Annotated in this window: 12 protein-coding genes and 1 tRNA gene; 7 read left to right on the top strand and 6 right to left on the bottom strand. The window is 64.7% G+C overall.

Translation table 11 applies throughout. From position 1 onward, the window contains the following. Nucleotides 1–30 precede the first annotated feature (30 nt). Nucleotides 31–918: an ABC transporter ATP-binding protein gene (locus MEMAR_RS01890; RefSeq protein ID WP_011843238.1), complete on the top strand. Its 888-nt coding sequence runs from the start codon at nucleotides 31–33 to the stop codon at nucleotides 916–918. Between the two features lie 375 nt (nucleotides 919–1,293). On the opposite strand, the gene MEMAR_RS01895 is transcribed toward MEMAR_RS01890, so the two are convergent. Then, nucleotides 1,294–1,366, bottom strand: a tRNA-Lys gene (locus tag MEMAR_RS01895). 113 nt (nucleotides 1,367–1,479) lie between these two features. Here MEMAR_RS01895 and MEMAR_RS01900 point away from each other — a divergent pair. From MEMAR_RS01900 to MEMAR_RS01910, 3 genes are all read left to right on the top strand, one after another. Continuing rightward, the gene (locus MEMAR_RS01900; RefSeq protein WP_048063715.1) at nucleotides 1,480–2,940 is read left to right on the top strand and encodes a DHH family phosphoesterase; all 1,461 of its coding nucleotides are present in this window, start codon (nucleotides 1,480–1,482) and stop codon (nucleotides 2,938–2,940) included. Continuing rightward, nucleotides 2,937–3,560 carry a 6-hydroxymethylpterin diphosphokinase MptE-like protein gene (locus tag MEMAR_RS01905; protein WP_011843241.1) on the top strand — a complete coding sequence of 208 codons (624 nt, stop codon included), beginning with the start codon at nucleotides 2,937–2,939 and terminating at the stop codon, nucleotides 3,558–3,560. Before MEMAR_RS01900 ends, MEMAR_RS01905 begins: the two co-directional genes overlap by 4 nt. Nucleotides 3,561–3,792: 232 nt before the next feature. Then, the gene (locus MEMAR_RS01910) at nucleotides 3,793–5,445 is read left to right on the top strand and encodes a radical SAM protein (RefSeq protein WP_011843242.1); all 1,653 of its coding nucleotides are present in this window, start codon (nucleotides 3,793–3,795) and stop codon (nucleotides 5,443–5,445) included. A gap of 552 nt (nucleotides 5,446–5,997) precedes the next feature. Here the strand turns inward: MEMAR_RS01910 and MEMAR_RS01915 are convergent. Continuing rightward, nucleotides 5,998–7,134 (bottom strand): CBS domain-containing protein, encoded by a 1,137-nt coding sequence (locus MEMAR_RS01915; RefSeq protein ID WP_011843243.1) that lies wholly within the window; start codon nucleotides 7,132–7,134, stop codon nucleotides 5,998–6,000. Between the two features lie 52 nt (nucleotides 7,135–7,186). Here MEMAR_RS01915 and MEMAR_RS01920 point away from each other — a divergent pair, with 52 nt between their 5' ends. Then, nucleotides 7,187–7,450, top strand: coding sequence for a PRC-barrel domain-containing protein (locus MEMAR_RS01920; RefSeq protein ID WP_011843244.1), 264 nt, complete (start codon nucleotides 7,187–7,189; stop codon nucleotides 7,448–7,450). Between the two features lie 41 nt (nucleotides 7,451–7,491). After that, nucleotides 7,492–8,226 (top strand): tRNA(His) guanylyltransferase Thg1 family protein, encoded by a 735-nt coding sequence (locus MEMAR_RS01925; protein WP_011843245.1) that lies wholly within the window; start codon nucleotides 7,492–7,494, stop codon nucleotides 8,224–8,226. On the opposite strand, the gene ileS is transcribed toward MEMAR_RS01925, so the two are convergent. Beyond that, nucleotides 8,209–11,388, bottom strand: coding sequence for an isoleucine--tRNA ligase (ileS, locus tag MEMAR_RS01930; RefSeq protein ID WP_011843246.1), 3,180 nt, complete (start codon nucleotides 11,386–11,388; stop codon nucleotides 8,209–8,211). The genes MEMAR_RS01925 and ileS overlap by 18 nt on opposite strands. A 158-nt stretch (nucleotides 11,389–11,546) precedes the next feature. On the opposite strand from ileS, the gene MEMAR_RS01935 reads away from it, so the two are divergent. Then, entirely contained in the window at nucleotides 11,547–12,029 is a 483-nt protein-coding gene (locus MEMAR_RS01935) for a TIGR00725 family protein (RefSeq protein ID WP_011843247.1), read from the top strand. Here MEMAR_RS01935 and MEMAR_RS01940 read toward each other — a convergent pair. Genes MEMAR_RS01940 through MEMAR_RS01950 form a run of 3 tightly spaced genes read right to left on the bottom strand, consistent with a single transcriptional unit; the run spans nucleotide 11,956 to nucleotide 15,241 of the window. After that, complete coding sequence (locus MEMAR_RS01940; RefSeq protein ID WP_011843248.1) at nucleotides 11,956–13,866, bottom strand: molybdopterin biosynthesis protein; 1,911 nt, start codon at nucleotides 13,864–13,866, stop codon at nucleotides 11,956–11,958. The two genes, MEMAR_RS01935 and MEMAR_RS01940, sit on opposite strands and share 74 nt — an antisense overlap. Beyond that, entirely contained in the window at nucleotides 13,860–15,062 is a 1,203-nt protein-coding gene (locus MEMAR_RS01945) for a molybdopterin molybdotransferase MoeA (RefSeq protein ID WP_011843249.1), read from the bottom strand. Before MEMAR_RS01945 ends, MEMAR_RS01940 begins: the two co-directional genes overlap by 7 nt. Continuing rightward, the gene (locus MEMAR_RS01950; protein WP_011843250.1) at nucleotides 15,059–15,241 is read right to left on the bottom strand and encodes a hypothetical protein; all 183 of its coding nucleotides are present in this window, start codon (nucleotides 15,239–15,241) and stop codon (nucleotides 15,059–15,061) included. Before MEMAR_RS01950 ends, MEMAR_RS01945 begins: the two co-directional genes overlap by 4 nt. Between the last annotated feature and the right edge of the window lie 13 nt (nucleotides 15,242–15,254).

Below are 15,254 nucleotides of genomic sequence, written 5' to 3' on the forward strand. Positions count from 1 at the left end.
AGTAGGCATCGGAGACATAAGGGATACCAGATGATCACGGCCCGCTCTCTCGTCAAGCATTACGGCGACTTCCCGGCCCTCGACGACGTCACGTTCGACCTCGACGATGCACGGATACTCGGGGTGATCGGGCATAACGGCGCCGGCAAGACGACGCTCTTGAAGATCATGGCTGGTCTTATCGCGCCGACGGCAGGCAGTCTCGTCGTCGACGGGATCGACGTCACGAGAAGGCCGCTCGACCTGAAACGGAACCTGGGGTACCTCCCCGAAGAGTCGCGTCTCTACGAGACGATGACCACGGATGCGTATCTCGCGTTCTTCGGCGAGATCTACGGCCTGTCGAAGCCGGTCATCCGCGAGCGGCGCGACGTGCTCCTCGATTCGCTCGCGCTCGAGGCGGACGGGAAAAAGATCGGGGAACTCTCGAAGGGGATGAAGCGGAAGGTCGCGATCGCGCGGTCGCTGATGCACGATCCCGATCTCCTCATCTACGACGAGCCCACCTCCGGCCTCGACCCCATGACCTCGCGGTCGGTGCTCGATTACGTCAAAAGTCTGCGCGAACGGGGCAAGACGGTGATCTTCTCCGCCCACAACCTCTTCCAGGTGGAGGAAGCCTGCGACCTCGTCCTGATCCTGCGCCGGGGGAAGGTGGTGGCGAACGGCACCATGCCCGAACTCCGGGAGACCTTCGGTTCGCTCACCTACCAGGTCTTCTTCCGGATTCCCGATCCTGCGGCGTTCGCGACGTCGGTCGGCTACTCGGCCTCCGATGGCCGGTACCTTGCCGAGGCGCGTTCCGTCGAGGAACTGAACCGGACAACCGCGGCTCTTGCGGCCGACGGCGCGACGATCGAGCGGATCGAGTCGCATTACCCGACGCTCGAGGAGATGCTCCTGAAGATCGGGCGGTAAGCCCGGTCTCTTTTCTACAGGCACAGAGTATCGGGAATCCGCTTTTTTTTGACCCTGCCGCCGTACCTGCGGGAGGGGGTGTGGAACGGGGAGTCTCCGGTTCTCCTCTCCCCGCGCAACGCTCTTGCGGGTTTTCTGCCGGGGCAGAATTTATATAGCAGCGGCATGTATGTGCCTTCACGATCCCATTCCCATCGCAATAACCGGCCTCCCGTGAGAAACCCCGGCGCGGGCGGAGGCCGATGGGGGTTGGCCGGACGGCGGGGCGTCCCGTCCGCGATGGAGAAATCGCTCTGCGGATGAAGGATCGCGCGAACCGAACGTAACCGAAGAATCGCTGTCGGGTGCAAAGGATGAAGAAAATCGGGTGTTCGACGGGCCTGAAGGGATTTGAACCCTTGGCCTACGGATTAAGAGTCCGTCGCTCTGCCAACTAAGCTACAGGCCCATGCGTCTGACCTAACAGTGTTGCATGGTAAACGGTATAAACTTTATGGAACCCCCCAAAAAATCGCCGAAATGGAATCCCTTAATACCATGAGAAGTTACACCATTGTACGCATGCCTGAGGCGGTCCAGAACGTTTCGAAAGAACGTATCAAATACATCATTCTTGGCTGCGGGAGCACCGGCTACAATGTCGCCGAGGAGCTCGAGCAGGAGAACGAAGATCTCATCATCGTCGATAAGGACGAGAAGCGGGTGGAAGATCTCCGCGATCAGAAGTACGAAGCGCTCGTTCGCGACCTCCGGGACCCGAACTTCATGGAAGGGCTGCCCGTGCCGGAGGTCGCGTTCATCCTCGCGAACGACCGGGAGGCCAATCTGACCGCGCTCCAGACCGTCAAGAACCGGTACCCGGCGACATACGTCATCGCACGCGCCACCGACCCGGTCAGCGTCGACCTTCTCCAGCAGGAAGGCGCCGATATCGTCCTCTACCCGCAGGAGGTGGTTGCGAGAACCGCCATCCACCACATCAGGAAGCTCCAATCATCGAGGCTCGCCCTGCGGCTCTACGATATGCTCGCCTCCTGGGAGGGGACGCTCTGCATCGTCACCCACCTGAATCCCGACCCCGACTCGATATCGAGCGCGATGGCGCTCTCGATGATTGCGCGGCACGCGAGCCGCAACAAGCTCAACTGCCGCATCGTCTACGAAGGGGATATCGGGCACCAGGAGAACCGGGCGTTCATCAATCTCCTCGATATCAAGCTGGAGCGGCTCACCCCCCAGATCCTCGAAGAGTGCGACTACATCGCTCTGGTCGACTCGTCGGGGCCCGGCGTGAACAACGAGCTTCCCAGGTCGACCCGGGTCAACATCATCATCGACCACCACAAGAACGGCGAGCACCCGTCTACCGTCGCCGACTTCATCGACATCAGGCCGGGGGTCGGCGCCACGGCAAGCATCATGACCCAGTACCTGATGGAACTCGATATCCCGGTGAACAAGTCGGTGGCCACCGCGCTCCTTTACGGTATCAGGGCAGACACCCGTGACTTCAAGCGGAACGTCACCCCCCAGGACCTCAACTACGCGGCGTTCCTCCTTCCCCTGACCGACTCGGATCTCCTCGATAAGATCACCTCCCCTTCCATGTCGCTCGAGACCGTGGAGATCATCGGGAACGCCATCCGGAACCGCCGGATCAAGAGCGGTTACCTCTTCTCGAACGTCGGCTACATCAGGAACCGCGACGCTCTCCCGCAGGCGGCCGACATGCTGATCCACCTCGAGGGCGTGAATACGGCACTGGTCTACGGCATCAGCGACCAGAACATCGTCATCTCGGCAAGAAACAAGGATATCAGGCTCCATCTCGGCAACGTGATGGCCGAAGCGTTCGGGCCTATCGGCGAGGCCGGCGGGCACGCCACGATGGCGGCCGCCCTGATTCCGCTCAACTACTTCTCCATGGCGAAGGAGAAGGAGGGTCTGCTCGAGCTGATCATCGATCCGATCCTGAAGAGGTTCTCGAGCATCGTCGGCCTGGACGACGAGGATAAACAATGAGGTTTTCAGACTGGGAGCCTCACTACACTGCAATTTTAGCGTATTTCGGATTCGAGCGCGAGGCGGACGAGGTGGCCGCCCGGCTGCTCGCGGATCTTGCTGATCGCGACGATCTCGGGTTGCTCGAAGCGCTCATCCGGGGGAGAGAGGTGACTGTCTGCGGGAATGCGCCCTCTCTCCCGGAGGAGCTCGACCGGATCGAGGGGACGGTGCTTGCTGCCGATGCGGCGGCGGAGGTGCTCGCGGATCACGGGATCCGGCCGGACGCGGTCTTCACCGACCTCGACGGGGCGACGGACGTCTTCATCGACCTCTCGGAGCAGGGGACGGTGATGGTCGTGCACGCCCACGGCGACAACGTCCCGCTCCTCCGCCACTGGGTTCCGCGTATCCCCGGTCCGCTGGTCGCGACCACCCAGGCGGCACCGCTCGCGCACGTCCACAACTTCGGCGGGTTCACCGACGGCGACCGGGCGGTCTTTGCCGCCGACGAACTCGGGGCGGCGCGCGTCCGGATCGTCGGGTTCGATCTTGCCGACAAAAACGTCGACCCGCTCAAGCGGGGAAAACTCTACTGGGCGGGGGAACTCCTCCATCTGATCGGGTATGATCTCCAGTAAACCATTGCATCTAACATTTGCATCGTTGCCTCACGCGAAGCCGCGAAGAGCGCGAAGGGGAGGTACAGGGGCTATCAATCACATGGTCTTCGCGGCTTCGCGCTCTCGAAGAACTTCGTTCTTCTCATGCTCCGTTCGCACCTTGCGGTGCTCATGCTCCGGCCCTTCGGCCCGTCGCATTCCCCTGGAACGTCGCACTTCGCGTGAGCCTATAAGGGGGATGAGGTAGTAAATGCCAGAGTCAACGAACGCCCTCATCATCGACGGCTACGTCGACGAGCCCGCTTGCCTCGGCGTCGCGCCCTATATCTCCCCCTACATCCGCGAGGTCGCCGGCGTCCTCGCCGGGCACGGCTACACTCCCCGTTACGTCACCATCGACCAGGTCCGGGCCGACCCCTCCCTCGTCGCCGGGTGCGGCCGCGGCGATCTCGTGGTGATGATCGCCGGCCTGACCGTGCCGGGGGCATACATCGGGGGGAAGCCCGCGACCCTGACGGAGATCCAGCAGCTCGGGATCCTGCTCCGGCAGCCGACCACCGCGATCGGCGGGCCGATTGCCTTCGGCTACGCTCCCGGAGGCGGCAGAAAGGCTATCCGGCAGGCGATCGCCGGGTTCGACGTCACGCTCTCGGGGTCGCCGGCGGTCGCGCTGGATTCCTGGCTCTCGGGCGGCGAACCCGCCGGGGCGGGCGACTACGCCCTGACCTATCCCTGGTCGGTGGCGGGCGCAGGGATCGTGGCGCAGCACCCGGCGTTCCCCTACGTGATGTGCGAGCTCGAGACCGCGACCGGGTGCTCGCGGGCGACGGTCGGGGGGTGCTCGTTCTGCACCGAGCCCTTCTACGGGCTCCCGCGCTACCGGAGCATCGAGGGGATCGCGGAGGAGGTGGCGGCGCTCCATGCGGCGGGCGCCCGCCACTTCAGGCTCGGCCGGCAGCCGGATCTCCTCGCCTACAAAAGCAGCGGCGGCGGGGAGTTCCCGGTCCCGCGCCCTGAGGTGCTAAAAGAACTCTTCTCGGCCGTCCGGGAGAGCGCCCCTGACCTCAAGACCCTGCACATCGACAACATCAACCCGGGCACCATCGCCCGGCACGAGGATGCGGCACGGGCGGCGCTCGAGGCGATCGTCGCCGGCCACACCCCCGGCGACACCGCGGCTTTCGGGATGGAGACCGCCGATCCGGCGGTTGTCACGGCAAACAATCTCAAAGCCATGCCGGACGACGTCTTCCGCGCGATCGAGGTCGTGAACGATGTCGGGGCGAAGCGGACGGGGGGCGTCCCCGAACTCCTCCCGGGCCTGAACTTCATCATCGGTCTTGCAGGGGAGACGCCGGCGACGTTCGACGCAAACGAGGCGTTCCTCCAGCGGGTGCTCGATGCCGGTCTTCTCGTGCGGCGGGTGAACATCCGGCAGGTGATGCCGTTCGAGGGAACAAAGGCCTACGAGGGGAACACCCTCGGGAAGCACGATGCCCGGTTCCGCTCCTTTAAGGAGTGGGCCCGGACGCACTTTGACGAACCGATGCTCCGCCGGGTCTTCCCCGTCGGCACCGTTCTTCCGGAGGTCGTCGTCGAGGTTCCCGGCAAACCGTCGTTCGGGCGGCAGATGGGCTCGTATCCCATCCTCGTCGGGATCCCCCTCGAACTCCCGGCAAGGACGGTGCTCGACGCCGTCGTGGTCGACTGGGGGATGCGGTCGGTGACGGCCTTCCCCTGCCCGGTGGAGATCAACACCCTGCCGGTCGCGGCCCTCCGGTGGATTCCGGGGGTGGGCAAGAAGAGGGCCGCGACCATCGCCGCCCGCCGGCCTTTTAGCAGCCTCGAAGAGTTCCGGGAGGTCGCCGGGGAGACGGGTATCGAGGGTGTGATGAGGTTTTAGGGGGGATGGCGAGGAACACTTTCCGTCACACTGGCACTCACACCTGTTTGGATTTCAGCTGCTAAATGTCCTGCTTGTCGCGTTTTGGTACATTGTCCTCTCGGTGTGTGAACGCTGTCCTTCCGAGCATTGCATGACTTTACACGGCTTTCCACCGGATATCGCCACACACTGCCCGCCCCCGAAGGGGGCGGAACGACTTCCCCGCAGGGGAAGGAGTTTGAGCACCGTCAGGTGCGAATGAGGAGCGCGAAGCGCGGGCGGTGGGGGGCTATTTGAGGAGAGGCATCTGGTGTGAGATGACAGGGGAGGGGGGATGCTCCCCCCTCCCCGTCAGCCCCTCGCACCTAACGGTGCTCGTGCTCCTGCCCTTCAGCCAGTCGCACTCCCCCAATGGCGATATCCCCTCGAAATCCGTGCATGGGGTTATGCGATGTTCCAACGGAACGACTTTCCGTAGGATGCAATGGCCCGCTGGGCAGGAATTCGAGGAGTTTGGGCGCATCTCAAACCCCTGCCGTTCTGTCCGTTGCACCTTCCAGAATCGCCTGACTACTCCTCCTCCCGCAGTTCCATCACCCGCAGAACGTCCGTCCGGGTCACGATCCCGACCAGGGTGTCGTCCTCGACGACGGGAATCCTCCCGATCTCCTGGCCGGTTATGATCCGGAGCGCGTCGATGAGCGGTGCCGACGGCGGGAGAACGGTCGGATCCCGGGTCATGACGTCCCGGACCTGCATCGCCTCCCGGTCGATCGGCGAGATCTTGTGGACGTCGGCGAGAGCGACGATCCCCGCGAGCGATCCCCTATCCACCACCGGAAAGCCGAGGTGCTTCGTCTCGTACATCATGTCCACCACACGGGGTAGCGGCAGCGTCGGCTCCACGGTGACGACGGGGCTGCTCATCGCGTCCGCCACCGTGACGTCCTGCAGCAGGATGTTGTAGCGGAGGAACGTGGCCTCCTGGTTCGCCCCGATGTAGATGAAGAAGGCAATGATGATCAGGATGGGGTTCAGGAGCAGGAGCCCGACGATCCCGAAGAGGACGGCGAACCCTTTCCCGACGTCGGCGGCGATCCGGGTCGCCCGGGAGAGCGGCATCCGCCGGGCGAGCCATGCCCGCAGCACGCGCCCCCCGTCCATGGGAAACGCCGGGAGGAGGTTGAATCCGAAGAGCAGGACGTTCAGGAGCCCGAGGTAGCCGAAGGTGAAGATCAGGACACCGGCGACACCCGGATCCATATCGATCGCCGCAACGACATAGACGAGGGCGGCGGAGATGATGCCGACCGCGAGGCTCGTCAGCGGCCCCGCGAGCGCCATGGGCAGTTCGATCTTCGGGTCCGGCATCGTCTCCTCCATCTGGGAGACCCCTCCGAGGATGAGGAGCGTGATGCTGTGGATCTCGATCCCCTTCGCTTTCGCGATGAGCGAGTGGGCCATCTCGTGGATGAAGACACCGAAGAAGAGGCCGAGCGCGACGACGATCCCGAGGATGTAGGGGTTGAACCCCTCCGTAATCAGCGTCGGGTCGATTGGAACGCCGAAGAGAGCCTCGATCAATCCGGTCGTGAGCTGGATCTGGCTTCCGATGATCCATGCAAAGAGGGGGATCACCAGGAGGAAACTCCAGTGCAGTTTGACCGGAATCCCGGCCAGGGTTCCGATCTGTAGCGACGCTTCCATGAAAAGGAGTATCTTTTTATCATTTATAGTAATATACCTTCAGAGGATACCGATGAGAACACAGATCACAGAGATGTTCGGATTACGCGTCTATACCGACAGAGCTGTCTTTATCGGGAACGTTGACGATGTCGTGCTTGATGTGGACCAGAAAAAGGTCGACGCCCTTGCGGTCGGCGAGCTCAACCCCGAGATCGGAGAAGTGAAAGGCTACAACGGGCTGCAGATCCCCTTCCGCATCGTAAAGAGCGTCGGAGATATCATCATCGTCCGCCACATCCCCGGGCTCTTTAAATCCCCGGCAAAAGAAGACTGAGTGCGATGCCCGCTCTGTCCGGGGCTCCCTGGCGATAGAATATGGATACGAAAGACCGTGAGATATTCTCGACCCTCACGATATTCCCCCCTGTTTTTGTCCGGCTCGACGGCCGTGCCTTTCACCGCCTGGCGCGTGCGCGTAATCTCAAAAAGCCGTTCGATCCAGCCTTCAACGAGAGCATGCGGGCGGTCTGCCGCTACCTCCTCACCGGGAGCGGTCTCTCTCCCGCGTTTGCCTACACCTTCTCCGACGAGATCAGCCTCTACTTCAACGCACTGCCGTTCTCCGGGCGGGTGGAGAAGCTCGACTCCGTGACCGCCGCGGTTGCGGCGAGCAAGCTCACGATCGAACTCGGGTGCACGGAGCCCCTTGCGTTCGACGCCCGGACTATCCCCGCGGCGGGAGAGTTTGCGGTCGAGTATCTCGTCTCGCGCCAGAACGAGGCGTGGCGGAACCACATCAACGCCTACTGCCAGAACGCGCTCGTCGAGGAGGGGATGACCGCCCGGGAGGCCGCCGCGATGCTCCGGGGGATGCAGTCTGAAGCCATGCACGAGATGATGTTCGAGCGGGGCGTCAACCTGGCGGCGACGCCGGCCTGGCAGCGGCGGGGAACGCTCCTCTACCGGGACGAGTGCATAAAAGAGGGGTATAACCCCCTGACGGGGGAGACCGTCGAGGCCGTGCGAACCTGCATCAGGGAGCCGGAAGAGACGCCTCTCTTCTCAACCCCGGAAGGTGAGGCGCTGATCCGGTCACTCACCGGCGCGTGAGATGCCGATCTGCATCTGCACGCCTTCAACGTCCCAGTCCTTCTCGAGGGCAAAGGTCTCCGTGGGCCGCTCTCCGTCGGTGCGGCGGACGGTGAGGGCTGCCGCCCGCACCTCCCCGGCAATCTCCTTCTGCCATTCCTCTTCTGCGATGAGCGAGGCCACCCGATCGTCGGCGACGTCCACGGCCGCGACGATGAAGTCGTCGACGTTCAGGTCGAGCTGGCGGCGCATCTCCTGGATCCGCCGGATCACCTCGCGTGCGTATCCCTCGGCCTCCAGCGCCGGCGTGAGGGTGACGTCGACGTAGACCGTCGCGTCCTTCATGGGCGCGGCAAAGACGCCCTCGGGGAGGGCTTCTGCGAAGGTGACGTGGCGTTCGGCGATCTCGTAGCCGCCGAGTTCGGCCTTCCCGTCCCGCTCGATGGCGGCCTTCAGGGCGGTGCCGTCCGCGCCCTCTATCAGCGCCTTGACCTTCGGGCCCTCCTTGCCGAACTCCGGGCCGATCGCCCGCATCACCGGCTCGGCCTGCCAGAGGATCCGGTCCCATCTTCCGGTAACGACCCTGACCGTCCGGGAGTTCGCCCGGTTCAGGGCGAGGTCGTTTAAGTCCTCGAGAGCCGTCTTCACCCCGTCGCTCCCGGTGACCACGACGGTTTCCGCAACCGGCCAGCGGAGTTTCCGCCTCCCGTTCTGCCGGGCGGTGGCGACCGCGTCGTCGAACGACCGGACAACCTCCATGGCGCTCTCGAGGTCCGGCGCAATCAGCAGGTCGTCCGCTTCCGGCCAGTCGAGCATGTGGACGCTCTCCGGGTCGCCCGCAAGGCGCAGGTTGCCGTAAATCTCCTCGGCGATATGGGGGGTGAACGGCGCAAGGAGCGCGACCAGGCGGCGCATGACGTAGTATACCGTCTCGTAGGCGTACCGCTTCTCCGGCGAATCCTCCTCGAGCCACATCCTCGGCCGGACGAGCTGCACGTACCAGCGGGAGAGGTCCTCGAGGATGAAGGCGGCGAGCGCCCGCGTCACCCTATGAAGATGGTATTCCTGCATGTCCCCGGCCGTAGTCCGGGCGAGTGAGTTTACCCGGGAGATGATCCACCGATCCTCCTCCGGCATATCGTTGATATTGCCCCGGACAAACGATCCGTCCCAGAGGCCGCCGTCGCCTGCGGCGGGCTCGAACGAGTCGAGAACCATGTACGGGAGCGGGAACCGGTAGACGTTCCAGAGGATGTTGAGCGTCCGGTGGATGGTCTTGACGCTGTCCCAGTTGAACTTCAGGTCGTCCCAGGGTGCGTTCGCCCAGAGGACGTAGAACCGCAGGACATCCACGCCGAACTGGTTCATCACCTCTTCAGGCGTCACCACGTTGCCGAAACTCTTGCTCATCTTGCGCCCGTCGGCGTCGAGAGCGAACCCATGCATCAGGACGCTCTTGTAGGGGGCGCGGCCGAACGCCACGGTGCTCGCCCCGAGCTGGGAGTAGAACCAGCCCCGGGTCTGATCCTGGCCTTCGGTGATGAAGTCCGCCGGCCAGAGGCGGTCGAAGGCCTCGCGCTCCCGCGGGAACCCGAGGGTTGCCCACGATGCGACCGCCGAGTCGAACCAGACGTCGAAGATGTCGGCGACCCGGTGCATCTCCCCGCCGCAGGAGCACGGGATGACGACCTCGTCCACGTAGGGGCGGTGCGGGTCGGGAACCCTCGCACCCGATCGCTCCTCGAGTTCGGCGATGGTGCCGATGACGGTTCGCTCGCCGCACTGCTCGCACTGCCAGATAGGGATGGGGATGCCCCAGTAGCGCTGCCGGGAGATGCACCAGTCGCGGGAGTCCCTGACGAAGTCGTGGAACCGGGCGCTCCCCGCCCACTCGGGGTACCACTTCACCTTCGCGATCTCCTGTAGCATCGGTTCGCGGATCTCGGTGGCCTTCAGGAACCACTGTGCGGTCGCGCGGTAGATGATGGAGGTCTTGCACCGCCAGCAGTGGCCGTAGCGGTGGGTGATTGTCCGCCGGGCGAGGAGGTAATCGCCGAGCGCGTCGATGACGAGATCGTTTGCGTCCCGGACGTACATGTCCGCAAACGCCCCGGCCTCCCGGGTGAAGCACCCGCCGGCGTCGACCGGGCAGAACGCCTCGAGCCCCTCCTGGATGCCGATCAGGTAGTCGTCCCACCCGTGCCCGGGAGCGATGTGGACGAGACCGGTGTTCTCGAGCGCCACGTAGTCGGCCGCGACGACCCGGTGCCGGATCTCCGCCTGGTGGGGGACCTGGCCGGCGAGCGGTGATTCGTACTCCGTTCCGACGAGGTCGCTGCCGTTGACTCTCTCGAGGACGGTGTAGTCCTGGTAGCGGCCCATCTTCAGGACGGACTCGACGAGTTCGTCGGCGATCCAGAGAATCTCCTCGCTGCCGTCCTTCTTCGCCGCCACCCGCGCGTAGGTGAATGCGGGGCTGACCGCCACCGCGACGTTCGCAGGAAGCGTCCAGGGCGTGGTCGTCCAGATCACCAGGTACTCGTTCTCGCGCCCGGTGACCGGGAATTTGACGAAGATGGAAGGATCGGTCTCGTCCCAGTACTCCACCTCCGAGTCGGCGATCGCCGTCTCGCACCGGGGGCACCAGTTCACGACACGGTGGCCGCGTTCGAGGAGCCCGCGCTCTTCGGCCCGCTGGACCGCCCACCACGCGGACTCGATGTACTCCGCCTTGATCGTCTGGTAGGGGTCGTCGAAGTCGAGCCAGATGCCGAGCTGCCGGAACTGCTCGCTCATAATCTCCATGTGCGTCACGGCGAACGTCCGGCACTGCTCGATGAATGCGGCGATTCCGTAATCCTCGATATCCTTCTTGGAGGTGAACCCGAGCTGGTGCTCCACCTTCACCTCGATAGGGAGGCCGTGCATATCGTAGCCGGCCCGCTCGATGATGTTCCTGCCCCCCATCCGGTGGTAGCGGAGGATGGTGTCTTTTATGATCTTGTTCCAGGCGGTGCCGAGATGGATGTGGCCGGTGGTGTACGGCGGCCCGTCTACGAAAAAGAACGCTTTCCCATCCTTTCGCACCTCCTGAACGCGTGCATAGGTGTTCTCCCGTTTCCAGGTATCCTGGACCCCCGCCTCAAGTTCGCGCGGGTTATAACTGCCGGTGACCTCTTTCACCTCATATCCCTCATATTCAGCACTCTGGTGTACCGTTTGTTGTTGGGAGACAAAGCGTTTTGTACTATAGGGAGTGGTGCAGACTCACGCGAAGTGCGACGTTCATTGCACCTTAACCCACCCCTTCTTTTATCTCCCAACCCCCCGACATCTCCCCCATGCAGATTGCAGTCATCGGGCGGGGGGACTGTTCCGTTGAGGAGTACGAAGCGGCGGAGACCATCGGCTACCTCATCGCCGGGAACCGCGAGACCGTCTGCTGCGGCGGACTCGGCGGGGTGATGGAGGCCGCCTGCAGGGGTGCAAAAGAGGCCGGCGGGACGACCATGGGCATCCTCCCGGACACCGGGGAAGGGAACGCCTTTCTCGATATCGTCATCCGTACCGGGCTGGGCCACGCGAGGAACGTCGTCCTGGTCAACTCGGCCGACGCGGTGATCGCCGTCGGGGGAGGCTACGGCACGCTCTCGGAGATTGCCGTTGCGCTCAAGACGGGAAAGCCGGTCTTCGGCCTTCTGACCTGGAAGATAGAGGGGGTGTTTGTCTGCGCCACGCCCGAGGAGGCGGTCATTCTCGCAGTTCGCGCAGGACGCCTGTCCCGGCCGTCTCGTAGCCCCCGAGGTCCCGGAGAATCTTCCTGAACGCCTCCGAGGAGACGGTCTCGATGAGAGCCGCGATCCGCGGGTCGTCGAGCATCTCGCGGTGCATCGCGAGCTCGTAGCGCTCCGTAGCCACCGGGACGAACGCGAGGTCGAGCGCTTTCGCGGCGCTGTAGACCCCCATCCCCGCGTCGACCTCCCCGGTCCGAACCGCAAGCGCCACTGCAAGGTGCGTCGTCACCTCGCGCTCGTAGCCGGGGATGAGGCCTGGGTCGATGCCGTGCTCCGCGAGGTGGTGGTCGAGGAGCATCCTGGTCCCCGACCCCCTCTGCCGGTTGACGAACGTCCGGCCGGGCAGTTCCTCAAATCCGAGGCCGTCGCGCGAGATGATGCCCTGCTGGCGCTCCGCGACACAGAGGAGGACGAGGTCGGCGCCCGGCATGTAGCGCTCCAGGTAATGGATGTTGTAGGTGCCGTCGGGGGCGAGGAGGTGCATCGGGGCTGCGTGGCACTCCTGCTTTTTTAACGCGATCACTCCCCCCATGCTCCCGACGTGGGTGGAGTGGATGTCTACCCCGCGCGGCCGCACCAGGTCGGCCAGGTAGTCGAGGGCAGGGTCGTGGCTGCCGGTGACGAGCACCGCCTCCTCCGCCTCTGCGTGGGGGACGGTGAGCCGGACGTCCACGGCCTCCCCCGCCTCGGCCCCCTCCTTCTGCGATGGTATCTGCATGTAGCCGTTCGCCCGCACTGCGCTCATCTGGACGCCTGCGCCCCGTGATTGCGGGACCGCCACCCAGCGGCCGCCAATCCTTCCTGTCGAGAGGAGGACGAACTCGTCGGTCCCGATATCGGAGTGGAGGCTCGTCGTCAGCCGGGCCTCGACGTGATCGGGGTCGCGGACGGGCATGCCGTAGCGGGCGACGAGCGGCATCACGATCTCGCGGAGCACCGTCGCCGCGGCAAGAGGGTAGCCCGGGAGCCCGATAACCGGCTTTCCCTCGATCCTGCCGATGATCACCGGCTTTCCGGGTTTGATGGCGACCCCGTGCGCCAGCACCTCGCCGAGATCTGCGATGACATCGGCGGTGTAGTCCCGGGTCCCGGCGGACGACCCCGCCGAGACGAACAGGATATCGTTCTCCGCGACGCCGCGCCGGATGGCGTCCCGGATCATCCCGTAGTCGTCCGGGACGATCCCGTAGCGGTGCGCCTCCACGCCCGCCTCCGCGAGGACCGCCGCGGCCATCAGGGTGTTGCTCTCCACCACCTTCCCGGGCGGGGGCATCTCGCCCGCCGGCACGAGTTCGCTCCCGGTAGGGATCAGGCCGGCGCGGAGGTTCATGACCGCAACCTCCGTGACGCCGTAGTTTGCAAGCGCCCCCAGATCGTGCGGCCGGATCCGGTGCCCCCTCGGGAGGATCATCTCCGACTCCCCGATGTCCTCGCCGACCGGGCGGATGTGCTGCCAGGGGCTGACCGGCTTTCGGACGGTATAGGTCTCGCCGTCGCGACGTTCCACGGGAGCGGAGCCGGAGACGTCGTCAGACTTCGACCCGACCCAGACGTCCTCGATCATCACCACCGCGTCGTAGCCGGGCGGGACGATGTTCCCCGTATTGACCCGCGCCGCGTCCGGGAGAGTCACCGGCCGCTGCTCGCTCGCGCCGACGGTATCGGCACTCCTGACCGCGATCCCGTCCATCGCCGAGAGGTGGATGGCGGGAACCGAGAACCGGGCGAATATGGACTCCGCGGTGATCTTCCCAACCGCCCCGGGATTCACCGGGATGCGGACGATCCCCGGAACCGCCGAAAAAGCGGTCTCAACAAGCGCCCGCGCCTCCGCGAGCGATATCACCGAGAGGTAGCGCTTCACCACAGGATCACCTCGACCTCTTCGCCGACCTCGAACCCCTCGCTCGATGCCGGGATCCGCACCACCCCTTCGCTCTGCACCAGGGTGTTGAGGAGTCCCGACTTGCCGAAGACCGGTGTCGCCTCCCCGCCGCTCGTGCTGACCCGGACATAGTCCTCCCGCCCGCGGGTGGAGGGAATGTTCTGGGTCAGCCGTGCGCGGACGGTTCGCCGGGAGACGGCGGTCTGCCGCATCGTCGCGAGTAGGTGATCGACGACGGCGACGAGCACGACGAAGGCCGAGGCCGGGTGTCCGGGGAGCCCGATGACCGGTTTACCCCGTGCAGTCCCGATGATGGTGGGTTTTCCGGGGGCGATGGCGATCCCGTGCACCAGCACCTTGCCGAGTTCCGCGAGGACCGCCGCGGTGTTGTCCCGCTCGTCTTTCGACGAGCCTCCCGAGACCAGGACCGCGTCGCACCGGTCAAGCGCCGAAGAGACCGCCCGCTTCAGCACCGGCCGTTCGTCCCTGACGATCCCGAAGTAGACCGGGTGGCAGCCCCGTTCCGTCACGAAAGCGCCCGCAAGATAGGAGTTCGCGTCCCGCACCTCGCCCGCACCGGGGGTCTCGGCGACGGGGACGAGTTCGTTTCCCGTGGATATGATCCCGATCCGGGGCATCTTCACCACGCTGACCCGGTCGGCGCCGACCGCCGCGGCAACGCCGATCTCGCGGGGCGAGAGTACGCGCCCCCGTTCCAGAACCACCTTCCCCGCCCCGAAATCCTCGCCGCGAAAGACCACGTTCTCGCCGGGGGCTACCGGGCGGTGCACCAGGATGTCGTCTCCTATCTGCTCGGCGTGCTCGATCATCACCACCGCGTCCGCGCCCGTGGGGAGAGCGCCGCCGGTGGGGACGTACCGGCACGATCCGGGAGAGATGCTCCCGGCGTCCGCGCTTCCCATCCCGATCCTGCCCCGGCACTGGAGCATCGCCGGGATGGCCTCGGACGCCCCGGTGGTCTCGGCCGCGGCGACCGCGTAGCCGTCGACCGTCGAACGGTCGAACCCCGGGATGTCGATATCGGCGAGGACGTCCTTCGCGAGAACCCGGTACAGGGCGTCTTCCAGCGGGACGTCCTCGCACCCGGGCGGCGGGGCGATCTTTTGCACCGCCTTTACGGCCTCGACGACGGATACGACCTCGAGGAACAGGCTCATCTGAAGCAGCCCAGCTGACAGCCGCGGATCTTTATTCTCGGTTCGCGCTGGTTGCAGTACCGGGCGATATCCATCTTCGGGATGCTGTACTTCTCCGATATCTCGAAGGCCTGCGGGCAGGTAATCTCGTCTTCTATGCCGGATGCCTCGAAGGCTTTTCGTATCTTATCCTCGTCCATAGTACCCACATGG

The sequence above is a fragment of the Methanoculleus marisnigri JR1 genome, assembly GCF_000015825.1.
GTDB lineage: Archaea > Halobacteriota > Methanomicrobia > Methanomicrobiales > Methanoculleaceae > Methanoculleus > Methanoculleus marisnigri.

What these genes read in the sequence shown, in the direction of transcription:
- MEMAR_RS01945 (WP_011843249.1), bottom strand. Translation starts at nt 15,062, where the DNA reads ATGAGCCTGTTCCTCGAGGTCGTATCCGTCGTCGAGGCCGTAAAGGCG.
- MEMAR_RS01915 (WP_011843243.1), bottom strand. Translation starts at nt 7,134, where the DNA reads ATGGAAGCGTCGCTACAGATCGGAACCCTGGCCGGGATTCCGGTCAAA.
- MEMAR_RS01890 (WP_011843238.1), top strand. Translation starts at nt 31, where the DNA reads ATGATCACGGCCCGCTCTCTCGTCAAGCATTACGGCGACTTCCCGGCC.
- MEMAR_RS01910 (WP_011843242.1), top strand. Translation starts at nt 3,793, where the DNA reads ATGCCAGAGTCAACGAACGCCCTCATCATCGACGGCTACGTCGACGAG.
- MEMAR_RS01920 (WP_011843244.1), top strand. Translation starts at nt 7,187, where the DNA reads ATGAGAACACAGATCACAGAGATGTTCGGATTACGCGTCTATACCGAC.
- MEMAR_RS01905 (WP_011843241.1), top strand. Translation starts at nt 2,937, where the DNA reads ATGAGGTTTTCAGACTGGGAGCCTCACTACACTGCAATTTTAGCGTAT.
- MEMAR_RS01935 (WP_011843247.1), top strand. Translation starts at nt 11,547, where the DNA reads ATGCAGATTGCAGTCATCGGGCGGGGGGACTGTTCCGTTGAGGAGTAC.
- MEMAR_RS01925 (WP_011843245.1), top strand. Translation starts at nt 7,492, where the DNA reads ATGGATACGAAAGACCGTGAGATATTCTCGACCCTCACGATATTCCCC.
- MEMAR_RS01950 (WP_011843250.1), bottom strand. Translation starts at nt 15,241, where the DNA reads ATGGACGAGGATAAGATACGAAAAGCCTTCGAGGCATCCGGCATAGAA.
- MEMAR_RS01900 (WP_048063715.1), top strand. Translation starts at nt 1,480, where the DNA reads ATGCCTGAGGCGGTCCAGAACGTTTCGAAAGAACGTATCAAATACATC.